Here is a 19917-nt window from a genome sequence, read left to right as displayed (position 1 = left end):
CTAGAGCGTGCATATCGATAAAGATGGTTTAACTTAATGCGATTTTACGGCGCTTTTCGCCGTAAACTGGAAATTTGGTAAACTGCACAATGATACCGGTGTCATGATAAGGCTGATCTTCTGAACAAATCATGCATCTTTCTGACCATCAACAAGTGATGAACCAGGCGATGATAGCTTTACATTGATTTTCAGGAGAATGCAGATGACAGCAGTAGCGCACCAGGTAACCCCTTTTCTAACATCTTACGAAGTGATGGCTCGTTACCACATTAGCTATACGACGCTCTGGCGAAGAATAAAAGATGGCAGCTTGCCGCAACCTCGTATCAACCGAAATACACGAAATAAGCTGTGGCACATTGAAGATTTGGAGGAGTATGAGAAGAAAGAGGACTGAGCCTCTTTCTTTTATTTTATTGTCCGAAACGCCAGTTGAATGAAAAGCCTGTCGGCTCGATGATGGTCTCTAGCTGTTGATACCAAACGTCGTAAGCATGACGCATTTCATCCAGGTACTGATATTGGTTGTAGATAGCATCCAACCCTTTTTTGCTGTGGCCAATCATCAACTCGGCAACTTCTTGCGTCGTGATGGCCGACATTCGCGTTCGCATCGTTCTGCGAAGATCATGCATAGACCAGTGTTCCATCTCAATACCAAGCGATCTGCGAGCCCAGATTTTCACATTGTTAGGAATAGTGGTATCAAAGCCATTTGTGGCAAGCTCTTCTTGTCCGTTCGCGGGAAACAAGTAGGTTGATTTGCTCATCTGCATCGCCAGTTCAATCAGCTCGATAGCAGGCCTAATCAATGGCCGCATGATCGGCGCTCCAATTTTCTCACCTTGTTTGCGGATCTCTATGGGCACTGTCCACATTGCAGATTGCAAGTCAAAGTGATGCTTTTCAGCTTGAATGAGTTCGCCCTTGCGACCGCCCAATAGCAGAAGCAGTTTTATGTAGATGCGATTCTTCTCAGTGATTTTTGACTCATGCAAATAGCGCCAAAGTATCCTGATTTCGTTGTCGTTTAGCACCCGAGTTCGTTTGCCTTTCTTACCGCCGACCTTTTTTGCAGTGATCCCAGCGGCAGCGTTAATTTCCAAAATCTGTTCATCTATCCGCCAGTCATAAAACTTATGCAGCACAGAAACTAGGCGTTCTGTGTTTGAAGGGGACGTCTCCGAAACCTCACGAAGACAGTTTCGTAAGGACAATTCATTGATGTCAGTTAATGGGTACTTGCCAAGTCGGGGCAGCAAATATATTTCACTGCTGCGTTTTTGGTAGTGCCACGTTTTCTCCTTTAGCCCTTGTTTACCGGCAGAGTCTATCCAGTCTCGAAAAATCGATTCGAAGCTTTGATTGGCAGAATACTTGGCCCGTTCCTGCTGTAGGTAGAGCTTGGGGTTTCTGCCTTGGTCGAGTACCGCCCTTAACCTATCCAGCTCATTCCTGGCTTCAGCAAGCTTCATAAGTGGGTAAGTACCTATGTCTACCCGCTGTTGCTTGCCATCGAAACGATAGCGAAACTGAAAAACAATTTTGCCCTTGGGCGATACCCGAGCACTTAGCCCATCTCGGTCGGCTTTTACTACGGTTTCTTTTGCTTCTTTATTTAACCTGGCATCGAGCCAGCTAACTGATAACGCCATGTTATAAGCCCAGCCCTAGTTTTGATTTTAATGATTGTTTACGTGATTCTGCTTTGGGTTCTGGCGCTGTACTCATGGAAGTAACGTCACCATCCGGTGCAAGGCCATCCACCGGTACAGATGTCGTGGATAGATTGGCTTGGCTCATTTGAATTAAGCCAAAGGTGGCCAGCATCCGCAGACGCTCAGCGCGTTCCCGTGGCGGCGTCTTTTCCAATTCTTTGAGCAGTTCAGGGTGGCTCCCTGGGGGAATGTTGACCACAACTCTCATAATCATGCCCCATAAAACCAGAAGCCTCGGACGTTCGCCAAAACAGATTGTTCCGGCACGATGATCTTGCTTCGTGAAAAAATCTCCTTGGCCGCTTCCTTATAAGCCATGGCTCCACCTCCGGCGATCAATACCAAGTCCGCATTGATGCTTTCGTTACGCATGGATTGGCGCATGGCTGTAAGAGCAACAGGCGCTACCTTTTTCATGGCAGCATTTAGATAAGGTGAAATATCGACCTTTTCTCCAAACAGCAGCACCTGCAAGTCGCCGGTTCTCATGGCTTTTTCAAGTCGATCCATACCTACTTTGGCACCGTGATCTTCCGAAATCAGCTTATCAATGGTTTCCAGTAGCACGGACATTGCCTGAAGACTGGTTCCTGATGAGCTGTAGCGAATTTCTCCGGCCTCAAGGGCAACCCAGTCAACAGAAAAAAAGCCGGGATCTATGACGACGACGCGACCTTCTTCAATCAAGCCCAAATCTCCACCTGTTTGAACCAGATCCATATAGGCACCGGCAGGCTGAGGCAGCACTTTGACGTCATGAACTGTGATGCTGCGCTTAGGCGTCACTTGATGGACACCTTTTAAACGCTTCACAAGGTCAGACTTACGTTGTGGTTCATGAAACTGGGAAACCGGTAATCCAGTGACAACCAAATCGATGGATTCTGTTTCAGCCATTAACAAGGCGGCATGAAAAAGTGCCTTATAGGTTTTTGTGGTGGGATATTCCGGGTGAAGCTCTCGTTCCCAGCCTTGAAGGCGTCCAGCAGGAACACCAGCGGCCCAACGCTCATTATCGACTGACACATACAAACAAGTTTCATCATCGCCTCCACCGATACGCTCTGGCATACGATCCGCAGGACCGGCACCCGCAGGCAGAATAATGGTTTTCGGTTCACTGCCTGATTGGCCAATTGCCAGCTTCAGGTTTGAGTAACCGATATCTACGCCTAGTACAAACATACTTATCTCCTGTGCACTCAAAGTGCTCTAACGGTTTTCAATCAACCGCACTGGCCACGCTTGGGCATTTCCAAGTGCTCTGTCGGTTCACTCAAATGTCATTATCAGGATTCGGTGCACTGGCGGTGGGCAGAAAGGTGACAAATCCTTTCATCTATCTGCCTATTGCATTTTCGCAAAAGTATGAGAATAGGCTCTGTTTGGCGGCGGATGACCTAGTCAAAAAAATCGAGACGCCAAACGTCGTTTGCATTCTGGCCTGAACTCGCCAAACGGTTTGTATCTTCATGACGATACGTCTTTTTTAGGCGTTTTTAAGTGAAATCGGGCTGTATCCCTTGTCAGGTATGGGATTGCGCGAGTTGATTTATATCGAGACGCCAAACAGTGATTGTTACGGCAGTTTTACGTTTGGCGTTTCGATCCAAAAGCCAAACGGATAGTGGTTTTGGCTTTTGGGGTTAATTGGATGGGGAAATTGGTTTGGTAGAAATCGTCAATGAACAATGGAAAGCAGAGGTATCAGATTTACTTCAGCAAGAAACAGACAGGCTAAAAGCGCTGGCACGAGCTGAAGTTGATGACTTTTGGGTTACCCATTACAAGGTTCGCGAAAATGCGCCCTTTAAAGATTGGGGGCTGCTTGGTGTCCGTATCAGAGACTTTAAGTATGGCTTTGGCATCGAGTGGTACATCAACAGTTTTCACGGTCAACGAGGCAAACGCGTGGTATTTAGCAAGGGGCTGCGTATCTCAAAGACGAAGCTGAGATACTCATTTTTGGACTGCCAAGGTTTGGCCAAAGAATGGGAGTTAGCGCTGGCCATGGAGAAAGAAGAATTCTTCAGTGATGTTCGATGCCAGGTTGATAAGCTCAACATGCTGCGTCGCAGAGTGAATGCCTATTGAGTTTGTCGGGTTAGAATATCTAACCCGACAAATTACAGGGAGTTAAATTCTTCCTTGCTCCTGTAGCCACCAAGTTGGTGCCCAAGATGTGGCCCCAATTGAGAGCCCTTGGTCACCGTTTTCTGGGTAGAGTTGCTTAAGTGTTTCTAAAACTTTTGAACTGGTTTTAGCGCCAGGGTACATAGCGCGTAGCCAATAGCCGAAATAACTTTTAAAATTAATATGCTCACCAATTTGGTAGCTACAATTATCCATTAAAGATCTATAGTAATGGCCAATAGCGACTAAAATATAGCCTAAATCCTCATGCTGTTTGTTCTCGCCTTCATGACAAGAATATCCATATTGTTTCAGTTTTTCTTTATCAATAGTCCATCTTGTCAATTGCTCAACATGTTTTAAATTTGAATTAGTATCGATGGCTGTGGATAGCAACCCCAAAAACTCATTAACTAACTCATCTTTTTGTTCTTTGTCTATGCAGTCAGCGAGCACTTTCTTGATGATTTCAGAGTATTTATCAATCAGACAAATATTAGCTTCGAGTTCGGAGCCTTGAATTTTATTTTGTTGAAGTAAATCGTGATAATCGCGAAATCCCAAATCTTGTGCGGTTTGATTCAAGCACTGGCTGTGAGATTTTTCTGGAGAGGTTTTGTGGAGTTTTTTTGCTGTTTTTTTTGCGTGTGCAATTAAATTTTGTTTCTTAGCTAACATGTCGTTTTCCTCAATAGCCATTGATTAAAGTGCACCCCTCACCATATACGATGGCTGAAAAAAACTTTTAAATAAGGATAGTTGGTTCTCTAAAGAGATTTGCCTTTGGGGTGGGCTGGCATCCATAAAATACCTATGTAAATGATGCCTTGACGCAATGAGTTCTGTCAAGTAATTAATCTTGCCCCCTTAGGAAATCGAAAAGCTAACCCCCTATATTTGTACACACTAGGTATTTCGCTGCATGGCGGACTGGAGCGCAAATCGAAACTACTTCACTCGCGGTAATTGGTCCCAGCGTGTTGTATAAGCGGGAGACAAATGCTCTCGCTTCATCGACCAATCTTTCTTCGTACCTTGTCCAGCAAAGAAAACCTTTCCGGCACCGCTTTGGTTAATGGTGTCCAATACAGACATTAACTGTTGGCTATTAGAACGGGTCGATATGTCATCGAATAGTCCTGGTTGAAACATGCCGGGATCGTAAAAGTCAGACAGCATGACGCCCGCTTTGGCATAACGAAAACCATCTTTCCAAATCCGCTTGAGTAAGTGATTGGCCAGCTCGATAAAGTCCCGCGTATCGCAACTGGGGATCAGCAACTCACCCGATGCAGAGTTGCTGTACTGCGGCTCGTTGTCCTTAAAGGGGCTGGTACGTATAAACACGGTCATCACTTTGGCTTGCTGCTGTTCTTTGCGAAGCTTCTCCGTGGCGCGGGTTGCGTATTCGCATATGGCCTCACGTAACAATTCAAATTGCGTTACTTTTACGCCAAATGAACGGCTACAGACGATTTGCTTCTTAGTTGGCGGGATCTCTTCAAGTTCAATGCACGACTCACCGTTGAGCTCTCTGACGGTTCTCTCTAAAACCACCGAGAACTGGTCTCTGATGGCTCTAGGAGAGGCATTGGCGAGATCTAAGGCTGTGGTGATACCCAAAGCATTTAAACGCTTAGAAAGCCGTCTACCAACGCCCCAAACATCATCAACCGGGACTAATGCGAGCAATCGACGTTGCCGATCTGGATTGGTCAGGTCTACAACCCCCTGAGTGGCTGGATACTTTTTGGCGGCATGGTTTGCCAGTTTGGCGAGTGTTTTTGTCGGTGCAATACCTACACAGACGGTGATCCCAATCCAGTGGCCTATGCGCTCTCGCACTTGTTGCCCGAACTCGACAAGAGATATGGCAGACTCTATACCGGTTAAATCTAAAAACGCTTCGTCAATGGAGTAAACCTCTACTCGTGGTGCCATTTCCTCCAAAGTGCGCATCACTCGACTGCTCAAATCTGCGTACAGCGCGTAATTGGACGAGAATGCCAAAATGCCATGGCGCTGCATTTCAGCTTTGATTTGAAAGACGGGTACGCCCATTTTAATACCGAGTAACTTAGCTTCACGCGACCGTGCAACCACGCAGCCGTCATTGTTGGACAGCACCACAATCGGCGTATCTTTTAAATCAGGACGAAACAGCTTCTCACAACTGGCGTAAAAGTTGTTGCAGTCCACCAAGGCAAATACTGGCATGGGATCGTCACGACTTACGGCGCATGTTTCGCACCACATTGGTGACCACACCAAATATCTCTAACTCTGTCCCTTCAGGAATATGAATGGGCTCATACGCCAGGTTTCTTGGGATCAGCATGACGCACGGCCTCAGCTGAAGCTCCTTTACCGTGAGTTCTCCATGAATACCCGCGATGACAATGTCACCGTGTTCGGCTTGGACAGAGCGATCAACCACCAGAATATCATCTGGGTGAATCCCGGCATCAATCATAGAATCACCTTCAACACGCACAAAGAACGTTGCAGCTGGTCGCTTGATGCACAGCTCGTTGAGGTCGAGCGTTTGCTCAACATAATCCTGCGCTGGGGAGGGAAAACCAGCAGAAACACGTTCCATGAACAATGGAATACGAAGGCGCTTGGCTTTGATGAAGGCAAGTGCGCCGCTACGGCCTATCAGCGAGACACTCATGACGAACCTCGAAAAATCATAATTAATACTGTTTGTTTATACAGTATCTAATGCTATGCTGATTTCTACAAGTAAAATTGTAGGTAAAACTGTAGTTGTTCGAGTAAGACGCTGTGTTGTCGGTGATTTATTTTTTGTGATGAAAAACTAGATGTGGGGGATCGCTCGCCCTCGTCAAAGCCTGCAAGGCTTGGACAATACTGCTTCTGCCTACTGCTCTTGTTTCTGTTACTGATCCTGTTACTGCTACTGGTTAACACATGGGTCAAGTAACCGTCAAACAAGGCTTGTTGAACCCTTCGCAAAGGGTTTCAAAACAGTTAGTAAAATTCTGCTTCGTATTGAATTTACTGGCTTAAAGCGAAGTTAGGAGCACCATTAAAATGCTCAGTCGAACTCAGTTCAAGCCTTTTGCAACCGTTTGAAAAGGGGTTGGCTAAGCCATACGTAAAGGGTATCGGTAAGGGTTACCTAAAGGGTTTAGCTAAGGCTTTCTGAAAGGCTTAGCCAAAGCCTTCATACATGGGTTCACCCAGTAGAAAGATTAAAAAAACGCTGAGGTATCCAAGGTGCATTTAGAAAAAACTGTGGCACAGTGAAATCACCTAAAGCGAACAATAGAATTGAAGAGGAACCATCAATGACAAGAGCCCCTGCGCCATTTCCGCTAGAGCGCCTCGCGGATATCCCAGAAAGACCAGAAGATTTTAGATTGCTGGAGCGCATTCCATTAACGCGTGAGCCGCAGACTTGGCCACTTGAACTTTCTCCTATGGTCGGTGATGAACAGCCAATGGTGCTGCTCGATACAGAGACAACCGGACTGTCTGCCGATGACGAGTCCATTATTGAGCTTGGTATGGTTAAGGTGCTTTACAGTCCCTCTGCTCAGCGGATTGTGTCGATTGTTGATGTGATCAGTTTGTATGAAGATCCCGGCAAGCCAATCCCCGAGCTGATTACAGAGTTAACCGGTATTACCGATGACATGGTGCGAGGCCAGCGCATTGATGATTCACTGGTAGCGAGTTGGTTATCCGATGATCCGTTGGTGGTTGCACACAATGCACAGTTTGATCGTCCTTTCTTTGAAAAGCGGTTTGCTGCATTAGGCCATCTATCTTGGGCCTGTTCAGCCAGTGGCATAGATTGGAAGGCGCTGGGTTTTGAAAGTCGAAAACTTGAGTACCTGCTGCTTCGATTAGGTTGGTTCTATGAAGGACACCGAGCTGCAACCGATTGTTTGGCGATGGCCTGGTTGTTCTATTTGTTGCCCGAGTCCGTTGCAAACTTGTTGTCTGAAGCAGACAGGCGAACTGTGTTAGTTCGTGCGTTTGGTGCGCCGTTTGACGTAAAGGACTATTTAAAAGAGCGTGGTTACCGCTGGCATGACGGCGTTAAAGGTGCCAACAAACATTGGTGGCGCGAAATCAGCGAAGACGAGTTGCCGCAGGAACAAACTTACCTGGATGATTTGTATCATCGTGGCTCAGAACATGCCCACTATGACTACAAAGATGCCCGTAATCGATTTAAAGCTTTGTAGCTCTCTACAAGGTAAGCCTTGCATATTTGAAAACATCTGGAAAATGGAAAGTGAACTTACGTTATACCCAAACTACTTGGTGTTGCAGCTAGGCGGCAAGTGAGCGAATGCCCATGAGCATAGATCTTCTATGTGATTGGGGTGAGCGAATGCAGGTAACACCGCTGCGGCTGCAAGGCAGCAACTTGCAAACGTCAAGAAGTATGATAAAATACTGTATATCCATACAGGTCATTGATGGGGTACTCTTTGCTCACTGGTATCAAGCTCCGCGCTAACCCTACATCCAATCAAAAACTGGTATTAAGCCAGTGGATGGGCTGTGCGCGTAGCATTTGGAATGCCAAAGTGGATGAGGAAAGGTATTACCGCACTTTTGCAAGGAAGTATTACCCGATTGGTACTTACGCGCCGCTTGATCAAAAGACATCGCAGTTTAAATCGAAAGAACTATCTCCTTGGCTATACCAGTGTCCTAGCCAAATACTCCGCAATAGTGCTGTTAACTGGTATCAAACCTATCAAAAGTTCATGAAAGGCGCATGTGGACGGCCAAAGCGCAAGCCAAAAACCGACAAGGGAAGCATTTATCTTACCCGTGAAGTATTCCATTTCGACCGTTGTGAAGATGGTAATTTACGCCTGTTTATTGGCACTAAGACTAATAATATTGGTTATTTATCGTTTAAAGCGCATCGTAAGTTTGAGATCCCTAATTCGCTGTATGTGCGTAAAGAGCGCGGTCAATACACGGTGTCTTTCTGTTATGAGAATGGAAAGAATGAAGTTGAGCTATCGAGCAATGCTGAACACTTGACGTTTCTGCAAGGCTCAACAAAAGAGTATCTGGAAGAAAGCGTTATCGGTGTAGACCGTGGTGTTGCCATCCCTGCTCATGCTGGCTCAATGACGTTCGACTTCTGTGACAATCAGAAAAAGAAGATGACCAAAGTTGATCGCTACATTAAGCGACTACAACGCAAGTTGGCGCGTCAAACTAAAGGCTCAAACCGCAGGAACAAAACTAAGCACCGTATTGCTACGCATCACGCTAAAAAGGCGAACATACGTAATGACTTTGCGCATAAAACAAGTCGTTCATTAGTCGATAGTCAAGCTAAGGTTATTGTGTTCGAGGCGCTAAGTACCTCACGCATGACGCGCAAGCCAAAGGCAAAACAAAACGAGCAAGGCCGATATGTGTCAAATAAAGCCAAACAAAAGGCAGGGCTAAACAAGTCTATTCTGAACGTTGGTTGGCACATCATAGAAACCTACACCAAATACAAGGCTTACCAAGCGGGTAAAGCCGTATTCAAAATCCCTGCTCCGTATACCAGTCAGGAGTGCGCTCAGTGCGATCACACTCACCCCGACAACCGAAAATCACAAGAACTCTTTGTGTGCGGCAATTGTGGCAATACTGACAATGCAGACAACAACGCATCATTGGTCATTAAGAAACGGGCAATTAATCTAATATTAGACACTGGAACGGTGTTGTCTGACGATGGAGTTCTAAGAACTCAGTCAGATAGTGGACGTGGAGGCAATCGTAAGACTAGCCGAGCCAAAAGCTCGACTAGCGGTGTCCAACGAAGCGTCAAAAAAGAAAAGCTAGCGGCTTAGGCGGTTATCTTGGAAGCTCGCTGCTTTAGCTGCGAGTAGTTCACTACTGGGGCGAAATCTTCGTCTCTGCCCGCATCATTGAATTTGGCATCACGTTCGAGCGCTTTCTTAAAGATCCATGGAAGCACTTGATGTCCTGTGGCCAAGAGTCTGCCCCAGACGCGATTGCTGAAGGGGTGCTGCCATTGCTACCAGCCCAGGCAGAAATTGCCAGGCGCATTCGGGAGAGTGAGCAACGCGTTCTGATGTCTACAGAGTCGGACAAAGGGGTATCTCATCGCGGTAACATCGTGGTGCCATTGGTTCGGGTAGCACATTGATAGCAGCTATCAGCATTGGCACAAAACAAGGTCTTCACGCTCATGACTCAGCGGCAATTGTAATCCAGATCAAAAAGTTGCCGCTTAGTCTTCCCTACAAAATAATTTGTGATAGGATGACACCTAATAAAATTAATTAGGTTGAAGCCTATTCAGTGTTTTATGGCCATCAGTTCAGCTTCAACCGGTAGAGATTGATTAGTCATTGCGGATGAAGAGCAGCATTGAGTGACACTTTTCCATGTGATTACGCGATGTCGGTCCGTATTTTATAAACAGAGTTTTAAGAAACTGGTTGAATTGGATAAACAAGACGCATGACAAATGATGGTCTGAAACAAACGGTAGCAGCGAGTTCACTCGCTAAAGAAAGTGCGAAAGGAAAGCCAGATAGGCTTTCGCAGATAGCGCAGTTGCCACAAGCAACCAGGGATCGCATTGCCCACATCGATTTCACCTTATTGTTTAAGGGAGAGGCGGTACGGGCAGATTTAGTTGATCGCTTCAGCATAGCGGCCGCACAAGCAACGAAAGACTTCACAATGTACCGAGAGCTTGCACCAGGCAACATTGAGTATGACCAAAAGCTCAAGTTGCATAAGCGTGGTGAAGCTTTTGAGCCCTTGTTCGACTACGACGTTATTAGAACACTGGCAACCATTAGCCAAGGGTACGGAGATGGCTTCACTGGAAAGGTAAAACCACCTCTGGCTTGTGAAGCGCCTTATCACCTTAACAAGCCGAGTTTATCGATAGTGGCGAAAGTCACCGAGGCAATTCACAAAGGCAAAGCCTTGAGTATCACCTATGTGTCGTTATCGAGTGGTGAAACCACGCGTGAAATTGTGCCGCATACGCTGGTGGACAATGGGCTGCGTTGGCATGTTCGTGGTTTTGACCGCAAGCATAATGAGTTCCGTGACTTTGTACTGACCCGCATTAAAGCAGCGGTTGTGATTGAGGATTCGACGTTGTCTGAAACGGAGCTCGAAACCCAAGACCGGCAATGGAATCGCTTTGTAGAGCTAGAGTTAGTGCCGCATCCTCGTATTGAGCACAGCGAAGCGATTGAACTGGATTATGGTATGACGGGCGGCGTTCTAAAGCTTGAGATTAGAGCTGCAACTGCTGGGTATTTGCTTCGCCAATGGCATGTGGATTGTTCCAAAGCACACAGCCTTCAAGGCACTGAATACCAACTTTGGTTAAAGAATACTCCGACACTCTACGGGGTCGGAAATTTGAATTTAGCTCCAGGGTTTAACGAATGATGTTCGACGACAGTGAATATTGCATAACCCATAAACGAATTATGACGAATTAAAAGCAGGAATTAACATATGACAAGTTTACAACAACGTGCCGAACTTCAACGCCAAATATGGGCGATTGCCAACGATGTGCGCGGCTCAGTGGATGGTTGGGATTTCAAGCAATATGTACTGGGTACGCTGTTCTACCGCTTTATCAGTGAAAACTTTGTCAACTACATCACAGGTGGTGATGAGAGCGTTAATTATGCTGCCATGTCTGACGATGACGAAAACATCAAGTTTGCTAAAGAAGATGCCATTAAAACCAAGGGCTATTTTCTTTACCCTAGCCAGTTGTTTAGCAATGTGGCGGCTAATGCGCACAAGAATGAAAATTTAAATACGGATTTGGCGGCGATTTTTGCTGCAATCGAAAACTCAGCCAATGGCTATGATTCAGAAAAAGACATCAAAGGCTTGTTTGCGGATTTTGATACGACCAGTAATCGTCTGGGTAATACGGTAGAGGCAAAAAACAAACGCCTGGCAGCTGTTTTAAAGGGCGTGGCAGGTTTAACCTTCGGTAATTTTGAAGAAAACCAAATTGATTTATTCGGTGACGCTTACGAGTTCCTGATTTCAAACTATGCCGCCAATGCGGGTAAATCCGGTGGCGAATTTTTTACCCCTCAGCACGTTTCAAAATTGATCGCGCAGCTCGCCATGCACGGCCAAACCAGTGTGAATAAAATTTATGACCCTGCGGCGGGTTCGGGCTCGTTGCTGTTACAAGCTAAAAAGCACTTTGATGCGCATATCATTGAAGATGGTTTTTTTGGCCAAGAGCTTAATCACACCACCTACAACTTAGCTCGTATGAATATGTTTTTGCACAACATTAACTACGACAAGTTTAATATTCAGTTGGGTGATACCTTAACTGAACCACATTTTTTGGAGGAGAGAAACAATAGAGGTTTCGACGCGATTGTCTCTAACCCGCCTTATTCGGTTAAATGGATGGGTAGCGACGACCCAACCCTAATCAACGATGACCGCTTTGCGCCCGCTGGCGTACTTGCACCTAAATCAAAAGCCGATTTTGCCTTTGTATTACATGCGCTCAGTTACCTATCAAGCAAAGGCCGTGCAGCGATTGTTTGCTTCCCCGGTATTTTTTACCGTGGTGGTGCTGAGCAAAAAATTCGTAAGTTTTTGGTTGATAATAACTATGTTGAAACCGTGATTTCATTGGCACCTAACCTGTTCTTTGGCACCACCATTGCCGTGAATATTCTTGTGCTGTCTAAACACAAAACCGACACTACCACCCAGTTTATTGATGCCAGTGGCGAAGCTTATTTCAAAAAAGAAACCAATAACAACGTTCTGACTGATCAACACATTGAAGACATCATGAAAGTGTTTGCCAGTAAAGAGAATGTAGAGCACTTTGCTCAATCGGTAGAATTGGATGACATTGCTAAAAATGACTATAACCTATCGGTGAGCAGTTATGTCGAAGCCAAAGATACCCGCGAGGTCATCGACATTACCGAACTCAACGCTGAACTTAAAACCACGGTTGCTAAAATTGATAAGCTTCGCAGTGATATTGACGCCATTGTGGCGGAAATTGAAGGTGTGGAGCTTGAAGCATGACTCATTTGAACTATTTAGAAAAGCTACTGGATGGGGAAATCGTAGAGTGGATTGCACTTGGCGACGTGACGTTAATCAAAACAGGGCAAGCAGTAAGCAAACAAGCCATATCAACTAATCCAGGCCAATATCCTGTGATAAATAGTGGCAAGGAGCCTTTAGGATTTATCGATAAATGGAATACTGACAATGACCCTATTGGAATAACTACCCGAGGGGCCGGTGTTGGTTCAATTACATGGCAAGAAGGAAAGTATTTTAGAGGGAATCTAAATTATTCTGTAACTATCAAAGATAGTGCGAACCTTGAAGTAAGATATCTTTATCACCTCTTACATCAAATGCAGTCTGCTATTCAATCGCTGTGTACATTTGATGGCATACCTGCGCTTAATGCTGGTAGTTTAAAAGGGCTGGAAATACCCATCCCATGCCCAGATAACCCAGAAAAATCGCTGGCAATACAAGCTGAAATTGTACGCATTCTGGACGCATTTACCGCCATGACCGCCGAGCTGACCGCCGAGCTGACCGCCGAGCTTAACCTACGCAAAAAACAATACAACTACTACCGCGACCAGTTGTTAAGTTTTGAAGAGGGTGACGTTGAGTGGAAGACGTTAGGTGAGCTTGCAGAAAATCTGGACTCAAAGCGTAAACCTATAACCAGTGGTCTGAGAGAAGCTGGCGATATTCCATATTACGGCGCATCTGGTGTTGTGGATTATGTCAAGGATTACATATTTGACGGTGATTACTTATTAGTCTCTGAGGATGGCGCAAATTTATTAGCTCGTAATACGCCTATAGCATTTAGTATTAGTGGTAAAACATGGGTAAATAATCATGCTCACGTGCTTAAATTTGAAACTTACGCTGAGAGAAAGTACGTTGAATACTATCTGAATAGTATCGACTTAACTCCTTACATTTCTGGAGCCGCCCAACCTAAGTTGAATAAGAAGAACTTGGAAAGTATAAATATTCCAAATCCAGCTCCTAAAGAAAAAGAACGCATTGTGGCTATCTTAGATAAATTTGATTCTTTGACCTGTTCAATTAAAGAAGGTCTGCCCCGCGAAATCGAGCTACGCCAAAAGCAATACGAGTATTATCGTGACCTATTGTTGAGCTTCCCTGCCTGTCCGGCAGGCGGGCCTAAATCAGATGAGGTAGCTTAATGGCCTATCAACCACCGTTTACGATTACGACCGAGATTCTTAACTTGGTGGCGCAAATCAGCCAGCAGGTGGGTGAATTAAACGCCAGTCAGCTCAATGCCTCGCCGCAACTGCGCAAGCAAAACCGCATAAAAACCATTACCGGCACGTTGGCTATTGAAGGCAATACGTTAACCGAAGAACAGATCACAGCCATTGTTGAGGGGAAGCCCGTGTTAGGCAGCGTGCGCGAGTTAGCCGAGGTAAAAGGTGCCATTGCCGCTTATGACGCACTGCCCACCTTTATAGCTAGCGAGATTTCCGATTTACTCACGGCCCACGGTTTAATGCTGTCAGATATTCTTGTAAATGCGGGTGAGTTTCGTAGTAAAGGCGTGGGTATCCATAAGGGTGGTGTGGTGCACCATGTTGCGCCGCCAGCTCATCAGGTTTCTGGTTTAATGGCTGATTTAATTCAATGGCTCAAGCAAACAAACGATCACCCATTGATTGCCAGTTGTGTATTTCATTACGAATTCGAGTTTATTCACCCCTTTGCCGATGGTAACGGTCGTATGGGGCGGTTATGGCAAACGCTGATTTTGTCCAAGTGGCATCCGTTATTTTTATCTTTACCGCTTGAAAGTGTGATTAAAGACCATCAGCAAGCCTATTATCACGCCCTTGAGCAGGCCGATAACCAAGCAGACAGTACGCCGTTTATTCATTTTATGTTGTCGGTTATTCAGCAAACGCTGGCGCAAAACGCCTCTGTAAATGCCCTTCTAAAGGAAGGTAAAAACGCCCCTGTAAATACCCTTATCAATGTAACGGGCCTTAAAACACCGGAGGCTATTTTAGCATTGCTCAGTAATACGCCCGAGCTGACCCGGCAACAACTCGCCGATACCTTGAATAAAGACGTGAGAACCATTGGCCGTGCCATTAGCAAGCTGCAAAAAGAAGGTAAATTAACCCGAGTAGGCTCAGATAAAACCGGCCACTGGCAAGTTACTTCATAATGCGATGCTGTGGCTATTTCCATTTTGGAAAACACCACTGCTAACCAAAAGAAAAGGATGTAAACGAATGACGACGTATAAAGCGGTGGCAGAATCGAACAACTTTATTGTGTTAGATAAATACACTAAAGACTGGCAAGTTAATGAAAGTTTTCAAAGCGAAGCCGATTTAGAACGTGAGCTGATCCAAGACTTAGCAAATCAGGGTTATGAGTATTTACCTGCGCTAACAACACCTGACGCCATGCTGGCGAATGTACGCAAGCAGCTACAAGCCCTTAATAAGGTCGAGTTTACCGATGCCGAGTGGGCTCGCTTTTGCGAGCAATACTTAAACACCCCAAGCGACAATATTCTCGACAAAACCCGCAAGGTGCACAGCGACTATATCTTCGATTTTGTCTTTGATGATGGCCATATAGAAAACATCTACCTGTTCGACAAGAAAACCATTGCTCGTAACAAAGTGCAGGTGATTAAGCAGTTTGAGCAAACTGGAAGCCATGCCAACCGTTACGATGTGACGATTTTGGTCAATGGTTTGCCTTTGGTGCAAATTGAACTGAAAAAGCGTGGTGTGGCGATCCGTGAGGCGTTTAATCAAATACATCGCTACAGCAAAGAAAGCTTTAATAGCGAGAACTCGTTGTACAAGTTCTTGCAGCTATTTGTGATCTCTAATGGCACCGACACGCGCTATTTTGCCAATACCACTAAGCGCGACAAAAACAGCTTCGACTTTACGATGAATTGGGCAAAATCTGACAATACGCTGATTAAGGATTTAAAAGACTTTACCGCCACTTTTTTCCAGAAAGAGACCTTGCTTGAAGTGATCTTGCGTTACTCGGTGTTTGACGTCAGCAATACCTTGCTAGTGATGCGCCCCTACCAGATTGCGGCCACTGAGCGCATTTTATGGAAAATAAAGAGCGCGTTTAATGCTAAGAACTGGAGCAACACCGAGAGCGGTGGGTACATTTGGCACACCACAGGTTCAGGAAAAACACTCACCAGCTTTAAGGCGGCACGTTTGGCCACCGATTTAGACTGTATCGATAAAGTCTTTTTTGTGGTGGACCGCAAAGACCTCGACTATCAGACCATGAAAGAGTATCAGCGCTTCTCACCTGATAGTGTGAACGGTTCAGACAGTACCGCAGGGCTTAAGAGTAATCTGGATAAAGACGATAACAAGATTGTTGTTACCACTATCCAAAAGCTCAACAACTTAATCAAAAGCGAAAGCGATTTAGCTATATACAACAAGCAAGTTGTCTTTATTTTTGATGAGTGTCATCGAAGCCAGTTCGGTGAAGCGCAGAAAAACCTGAAGAAGAAATTCAAAAAGTACTACCAGTTTGGCTTTACCGGTACGCCAATTTTCCCTGAAAATGCCTTGGGTGCTGAAACCACGGGCAGCGTGTTTGGCCAGCAGTTGCACACTTATGTGATCACTGATGCCATTCGTGATGAAAAAGTACTCAAGTTCAAAGTGGACTATAACGATGTTCGTCCGCAATTTAAGAGCATTGAGACTGAGCAGGATGATAAGAAGCTTAGTGCGGCGGAGAACAAGAAAGCATTCTTACATCCAATGCGCATTCGTGAAATCTCGCAGTATATTCTGAACCATTTTAACCAGAAAACGCATCGAGCCTATTCTGGTGCCAAAGGGTTTAACGCCATGTTTGCGGTCAGTAGTGTTGATGCAGCGAAAGCCTACTATGAAACCTTTAAAACATTGCAGGCCGAGGCCGAAAATGGACCTACAAGTAAACCTCTGCGAATTGCGACTATCTTCTCATTTGCAGCCAATGAAGAGCAGGACGCCATTGGTGATATTTTAGATGAGAGTTTTGAAGTCAGTGCCATGAACAGCAGCGCGAAAGAGTTTTTGAGCGCCGCGATTAACGATTACAACGCCATGTTTAAATCTAACTATGGCGTGGATAGTAATGGCTTTCAGAACTACTACCGTGACCTTGCCCAGCGCGTGAAGAATCAAGAAATAGATCTGCTCATAGTGGTCGGTATGTTTTTAACGGGTTTTGATGCGCCTACGCTCAATACCTTGTTTGTTGACAAGAATTTGCGCTATCACGGCTTGATGCAGGCGTTTTCTCGCACTAATCGCATTTATGATGCAACGAAGACCTTTGGCAATATTGTTACCTTCCGGGACTTAGAGCAGGCAACCATCGATGCCATCACTTTGTTTGGTGACAAAAACACCAAAAACGTGGTGTTAGAGAAGAGCTACAAAGAATATATGGAAGGCTTTAACGATATTGCTACTGGCCAAGCTCGTCGAGGTTTTGTTGATATCGTAAAAGAGCTGCAAGAACGTTTTCCAAACCCAGAAAATATTGAAAAAGAACAAGATAAAAAAGAATTTGCCAAGCTGTTTGGTGAATACCTAAAAGCAGAAAATATTTTACAAAACTACGATGAGTTTGCTGGATTAAAAGCACTGCAAAGCTTAGATACCAGTGATGAACAAGCTGTTGAAGAGTTCAAGTCAAAGTACTATCTGGATGATGCTGACATCGAGGCAATGCAAACCATCGATATGCCAAGCGAGCGTGCTATTCAAGATTATCGTTCTACCTACAACGATACCCGCGACTGGTTGCGACGCGATAAAGAAGGTCAGGACAAAGATAAGTCAACGGTAGATTGGGACGACGTGGTCTTTGAAATTGATTTGCTTAAATCTCAGGAAATAAACCTCGATTATATTCTTGAGCTTATTTTTGATCACAATAAGAAGAACAAGAGCAAAGAAGGCTTGATTGAAGAAGTTCGTCGTATGATTCGCGGCAGCCTTGGCAATAGAGCGAAAGAAAGCTTGGTGGTTGATTTTATTAACCAGACAAACCTAGATGAGATCAATGACAAAGCCAGCATTATCGACGCTTTCTTCAAATTCGCCCAGGCGGAGCAGAAGCGCGAAGCCGATGCCATTATAGCCTCTGAAAAGCTCAATATCGATGCTGCCAAACGCTATATTGCGTCATCACTCAAACGTGAGTACGCCTCTGAAAATGGCACTGCACTTAATGAGGCGCTGCCCAAACTTAGCCCATTGAACCCACAGTACCGAACCCAGAAGCAAACGGTGTTTCAGAAAATTGCCGCTTTTGTTGAAAAATTCAAAGGTGTGGGTGGGCAGATATAAAAAATGACGATCTATTTAAGCGCCGCTCGCTTGCTCGATGATATAGATTTTACAGAATCTATTCTTTTGGTGAGTAGCGTTTATTTAGGTTTAAGGGTGGTTTTATGACAGGAAATAATGAAGGTTTGTCGCTAGCTAGGCTACTAATGGTCTTGAGCAGTATGTCCCCACTATTCATTCTTTGGGCAATTAAGGGGTGGGGAATAAAAGGTATTTCGGAAGTATATTTTCTTTCTTTCTGCCTTTTTTTTATTACGGTGCCAAATTTATTCTTGTGGTTCCGCGTAAGATTAGTCAAAAAAAGAAAAGATCGGCGAGAAGTGACCGCAGGCGATTGTGAGGATCACAGAGATCATCTACTTGTTTACCTTTTTGCTATGTTACTTCCTTTCTATAGTGTCAATATCGATAGTATTAGAGACTTAGCGGGTCATGTGGCGGCAATAACGTTCATTGTGTTTCTGTTTTGGCATCTGAATATGCATTATATGAACATTTTTTGGGCCATGAAGGGGTTCAGGGTATATACGTTGAAACCTGATGCAGCAAATAACTCTATTAGTGGCAGAATTCCTGTCGTATTAATCACAAAGCGCTCTCATATTGTCAAAGGAGAGAAAATTTCAGCTTACAGGCTTAGCCAAACGGTATTTTTAGAGGATGAATAATGCCTATTAACTTTGATTTTGAAAATGTAAATATAACTGAGTTTGGTCTTGGTCTGGATAGTCCCAATCGAGGTTTTGTGTTTGTTCCTGTTGATGAAGTCGTACAGAAGTCATTAGTTGAAATGGTTAGTTTTACAAAGACACAGATGCAGGATAAGGCGAGCAGTATGGCTACGTATCAGCCATCAGAAAAATATTCTTCTATTGAATATCTTACCTTTTCAATCAATGACCCATTGGTACAAGAGCTTAAAACTCTTCATGAGTCCGAAAATGTACCAGAAGATTGCAGTGCTTTTGACAATATCAATCAATGTTTCGCGTACTTTGTAAAGCTCACTGATAACAACCAACAGAGAATAACAGCTGTACGTCGTTCAACTCAGTTTAAAACTTTAATAAAGAAAAGGCATAGGCTGGTTCAGTATGTTGATAATACTTTAAAGTCGTTAGAGGAAACTGTTTTCAAATTGGATAATGACTTCGATTTTATTATTCAGAATGATTTAATTCATATTCTCCGCCCTAGTGGCCTAGAGTTTACAGCTCAACTTCAGAAGGCAATTATGGATGCAGTTCCAGCCAACATTGCGAGTATTGCGAGTGAAATTGATTTCGTTAACTTTGATAGTATATCTCAGTACGCTCAAAACCACTCGAGAGCTGCAAGATATATTGCTTCCATTAAATCTCAATCAGAAGCAATAAAAATTAGTCAAGATAAGCTAGAACGTTACTGCGAAAAAACTAATGTTGTCACAAATATAGTTGATGGGAAGATTAATTTAGACAGCTCGCAGATTATGGGATTTTTGGAAGTCCTAGACAGGCGTCGATACGAAATAGATCTAAAAGACGATGGAGAGTCGGAAGTTTATAGAGCGCCGAGCAGAAGCCGAGTAACTAGTTAGTTTACAAAGTCTGCGGCATTTGTAATCAATTAGCAAT

Annotated in this window: 18 protein-coding genes; 12 read left to right on the top strand and 6 right to left on the bottom strand. The window is 44.6% G+C overall.

Features of this window, described 5'->3' with window-relative positions:
- The first annotated feature begins 205 nt into the window (after positions 1 to 205).
- Complete coding sequence (locus tag EAE30_RS15895; protein WP_000127614.1) at positions 206 to 400, top strand: helix-turn-helix transcriptional regulator; 195 nt, start codon at positions 206 to 208, stop codon at positions 398 to 400.
- 16 nt (positions 401 to 416) lie between these two features.
- Here EAE30_RS15895 and EAE30_RS15890 read toward each other — a convergent pair whose 3' ends face one another.
- From EAE30_RS15890 to EAE30_RS15880, 3 genes are read right to left on the bottom strand one after another with little or no spacing between them, the layout of a single operon-like run.
- On the bottom strand, positions 417 to 1658 hold the full coding sequence (locus tag EAE30_RS15890; RefSeq protein WP_123016790.1) for a tyrosine-type recombinase/integrase: 1242 nt from the start codon (positions 1656 to 1658) through the stop codon (positions 417 to 419).
- A 1-nt stretch (position 1659) separates the two neighbouring features.
- On the bottom strand, positions 1660 to 1929 hold the full coding sequence (locus EAE30_RS15885; RefSeq protein WP_123016789.1) for a hypothetical protein: 270 nt from the start codon (positions 1927 to 1929) through the stop codon (positions 1660 to 1662).
- Positions 1930 to 1931: 2 nt separating this feature from the next.
- A complete protein-coding gene (locus EAE30_RS15880; protein WP_123016788.1) occupies positions 1932 to 2906 on the bottom strand; it encodes a ParM/StbA family protein in 975 nt (324 codons plus the stop codon).
- Between the two features lie 465 nt (positions 2907 to 3371).
- Here EAE30_RS15880 and mobI point away from each other — a divergent pair, with 465 nt between their 5' ends.
- A complete protein-coding gene (gene mobI, locus EAE30_RS15875; protein ID WP_123016787.1) occupies positions 3372 to 3815 on the top strand; it encodes a conjugative transfer protein MobI(A/C) in 444 nt (147 codons plus the stop codon).
- Between the two features lie 42 nt (positions 3816 to 3857).
- Here the strand turns inward: mobI and EAE30_RS15870 are convergent, their stop codons facing one another.
- The 3 genes from EAE30_RS15870 to umuD all read right to left on the bottom strand — a co-directional run bounded on the left by EAE30_RS15870 (position 3858) and on the right by umuD (position 6528).
- On the bottom strand, positions 3858 to 4532 hold the full coding sequence (locus EAE30_RS15870; protein WP_123016786.1) for a hypothetical protein: 675 nt from the start codon (positions 4530 to 4532) through the stop codon (positions 3858 to 3860).
- 270 nt (positions 4533 to 4802) lie between these two features.
- A complete protein-coding gene (gene umuC, locus EAE30_RS15865; RefSeq protein WP_277871345.1) occupies positions 4803 to 6110 on the bottom strand; it encodes a translesion error-prone DNA polymerase V subunit UmuC in 1308 nt (435 codons plus the stop codon).
- Entirely contained in the window at positions 6079 to 6528 is a 450-nt protein-coding gene (gene umuD / locus EAE30_RS15860) for a translesion error-prone DNA polymerase V autoproteolytic subunit (RefSeq protein ID WP_123016784.1), read from the bottom strand. The genes umuC and umuD overlap by 32 nt, the downstream gene beginning before the upstream one ends.
- A 640-nt stretch (positions 6529 to 7168) precedes the next feature.
- Here umuD and EAE30_RS15855 point away from each other — a divergent pair.
- From EAE30_RS15855 to EAE30_RS15810, 10 genes are all read left to right on the top strand, one after another.
- Positions 7169 to 8074 carry a 3'-5' exonuclease gene (locus tag EAE30_RS15855; RefSeq protein WP_123016783.1) on the top strand — a complete coding sequence of 302 codons (906 nt, stop codon included), beginning with the start codon at positions 7169 to 7171 and terminating at the stop codon, positions 8072 to 8074.
- Between the two features lie 237 nt (positions 8075 to 8311).
- The gene (locus EAE30_RS15850) at positions 8312 to 9703 is read left to right on the top strand and encodes an RNA-guided endonuclease InsQ/TnpB family protein (protein WP_241967685.1); all 1392 of its coding nucleotides are present in this window, start codon (positions 8312 to 8314) and stop codon (positions 9701 to 9703) included.
- Positions 9704 to 9732: 29 nt separating this feature from the next.
- The gene (locus EAE30_RS15845) at positions 9733 to 10023 is read left to right on the top strand and encodes a hypothetical protein (protein WP_123016782.1); all 291 of its coding nucleotides are present in this window, start codon (positions 9733 to 9735) and stop codon (positions 10021 to 10023) included.
- Between the two features lie 317 nt (positions 10024 to 10340).
- Positions 10341 to 11294 (top strand): WYL domain-containing protein, encoded by a 954-nt coding sequence (locus EAE30_RS15840; protein ID WP_123016781.1) that lies wholly within the window; start codon positions 10341 to 10343, stop codon positions 11292 to 11294.
- Positions 11295 to 11363: 69 nt separating this feature from the next.
- Entirely contained in the window at positions 11364 to 12938 is a 1575-nt protein-coding gene (locus tag EAE30_RS15835) for a type I restriction-modification system subunit M (protein WP_123016780.1), read from the top strand.
- On the top strand, positions 12935 to 14119 hold the full coding sequence (locus EAE30_RS15830) for a restriction endonuclease subunit S (RefSeq protein WP_123016779.1): 1185 nt from the start codon (positions 12935 to 12937) through the stop codon (positions 14117 to 14119). The genes EAE30_RS15835 and EAE30_RS15830 overlap by 4 nt, the downstream gene beginning before the upstream one ends.
- Positions 14119 to 15120, top strand: coding sequence for a Fic family protein (locus tag EAE30_RS15825; RefSeq protein WP_123016778.1), 1002 nt, complete (start codon positions 14119 to 14121; stop codon positions 15118 to 15120). Before EAE30_RS15830 ends, EAE30_RS15825 begins: the two co-directional genes overlap by 1 nt.
- A gap of 67 nt (positions 15121 to 15187) precedes the next feature.
- A complete protein-coding gene (locus EAE30_RS15820; protein ID WP_123016777.1) occupies positions 15188 to 18301 on the top strand; it encodes an HsdR family type I site-specific deoxyribonuclease in 3114 nt (1037 codons plus the stop codon).
- A 104-nt stretch (positions 18302 to 18405) separates the two neighbouring features.
- Complete coding sequence (locus tag EAE30_RS15815) at positions 18406 to 18969, top strand: hypothetical protein (protein ID WP_054104207.1); 564 nt, start codon at positions 18406 to 18408, stop codon at positions 18967 to 18969.
- Complete coding sequence (locus EAE30_RS15810) at positions 18969 to 19880, top strand: Kiwa anti-phage protein KwaB-like domain-containing protein (RefSeq protein WP_054104208.1); 912 nt, start codon at positions 18969 to 18971, stop codon at positions 19878 to 19880. The genes EAE30_RS15815 and EAE30_RS15810 overlap by 1 nt, the downstream gene beginning before the upstream one ends.
- Positions 19881 to 19917: the final 37 nt, after the last annotated feature.

Origin of the sequence: Vibrio zhugei (assembly GCF_003716875.1) — a bacterium.
Classification (GTDB): domain Bacteria; phylum Pseudomonadota; class Gammaproteobacteria; order Enterobacterales; family Vibrionaceae; genus Vibrio; species Vibrio zhugei.
The sequence above is the reverse complement of the archived record's forward strand: the minus strand, read 5'-3'. Positions and strand labels throughout refer to the sequence as shown.

What these genes read in the sequence shown, in the direction of transcription:
- EAE30_RS15895 (WP_000127614.1), top strand. Translation starts at nt 206, where the DNA reads ATGACAGCAGTAGCGCACCAGGTAACCCCTTTTCTAACATCTTACGAA.
- EAE30_RS15890 (WP_123016790.1), bottom strand. Translation starts at nt 1,658, where the DNA reads ATGGCGTTATCAGTTAGCTGGCTCGATGCCAGGTTAAATAAAGAAGCA.
- EAE30_RS15885 (WP_123016789.1), bottom strand. Translation starts at nt 1,929, where the DNA reads ATGAGAGTTGTGGTCAACATTCCCCCAGGGAGCCACCCTGAACTGCTC.
- EAE30_RS15880 (WP_123016788.1), bottom strand. Translation starts at nt 2,906, where the DNA reads ATGTTTGTACTAGGCGTAGATATCGGTTACTCAAACCTGAAGCTGGCA.
- EAE30_RS15870 (WP_123016786.1), bottom strand. Translation starts at nt 4,532, where the DNA reads ATGTTAGCTAAGAAACAAAATTTAATTGCACACGCAAAAAAAACAGCA.
- umuC (WP_277871345.1), bottom strand. Translation starts at nt 6,110, where the DNA reads ATGTGGTGCGAAACATGCGCCGTAAGTCGTGACGATCCCATGCCAGTA.
- umuD (WP_123016784.1), bottom strand. Translation starts at nt 6,528, where the DNA reads ATGAGTGTCTCGCTGATAGGCCGTAGCGGCGCACTTGCCTTCATCAAA.
- EAE30_RS15855 (WP_123016783.1), top strand. Translation starts at nt 7,169, where the DNA reads ATGACAAGAGCCCCTGCGCCATTTCCGCTAGAGCGCCTCGCGGATATC.
- EAE30_RS15850 (WP_241967685.1), top strand. Translation starts at nt 8,312, where the DNA reads ATGGGGTACTCTTTGCTCACTGGTATCAAGCTCCGCGCTAACCCTACA.
- EAE30_RS15840 (WP_123016781.1), top strand. Translation starts at nt 10,341, where the DNA reads ATGACAAATGATGGTCTGAAACAAACGGTAGCAGCGAGTTCACTCGCT.
- EAE30_RS15835 (WP_123016780.1), top strand. Translation starts at nt 11,364, where the DNA reads ATGACAAGTTTACAACAACGTGCCGAACTTCAACGCCAAATATGGGCG.
- EAE30_RS15830 (WP_123016779.1), top strand. Translation starts at nt 12,935, where the DNA reads ATGACTCATTTGAACTATTTAGAAAAGCTACTGGATGGGGAAATCGTA.
- EAE30_RS15825 (WP_123016778.1), top strand. Translation starts at nt 14,119, where the DNA reads ATGGCCTATCAACCACCGTTTACGATTACGACCGAGATTCTTAACTTG.
- EAE30_RS15820 (WP_123016777.1), top strand. Translation starts at nt 15,188, where the DNA reads ATGACGACGTATAAAGCGGTGGCAGAATCGAACAACTTTATTGTGTTA.
- EAE30_RS15815 (WP_054104207.1), top strand. Translation starts at nt 18,406, where the DNA reads ATGACAGGAAATAATGAAGGTTTGTCGCTAGCTAGGCTACTAATGGTC.
- EAE30_RS15810 (WP_054104208.1), top strand. Translation starts at nt 18,969, where the DNA reads ATGCCTATTAACTTTGATTTTGAAAATGTAAATATAACTGAGTTTGGT.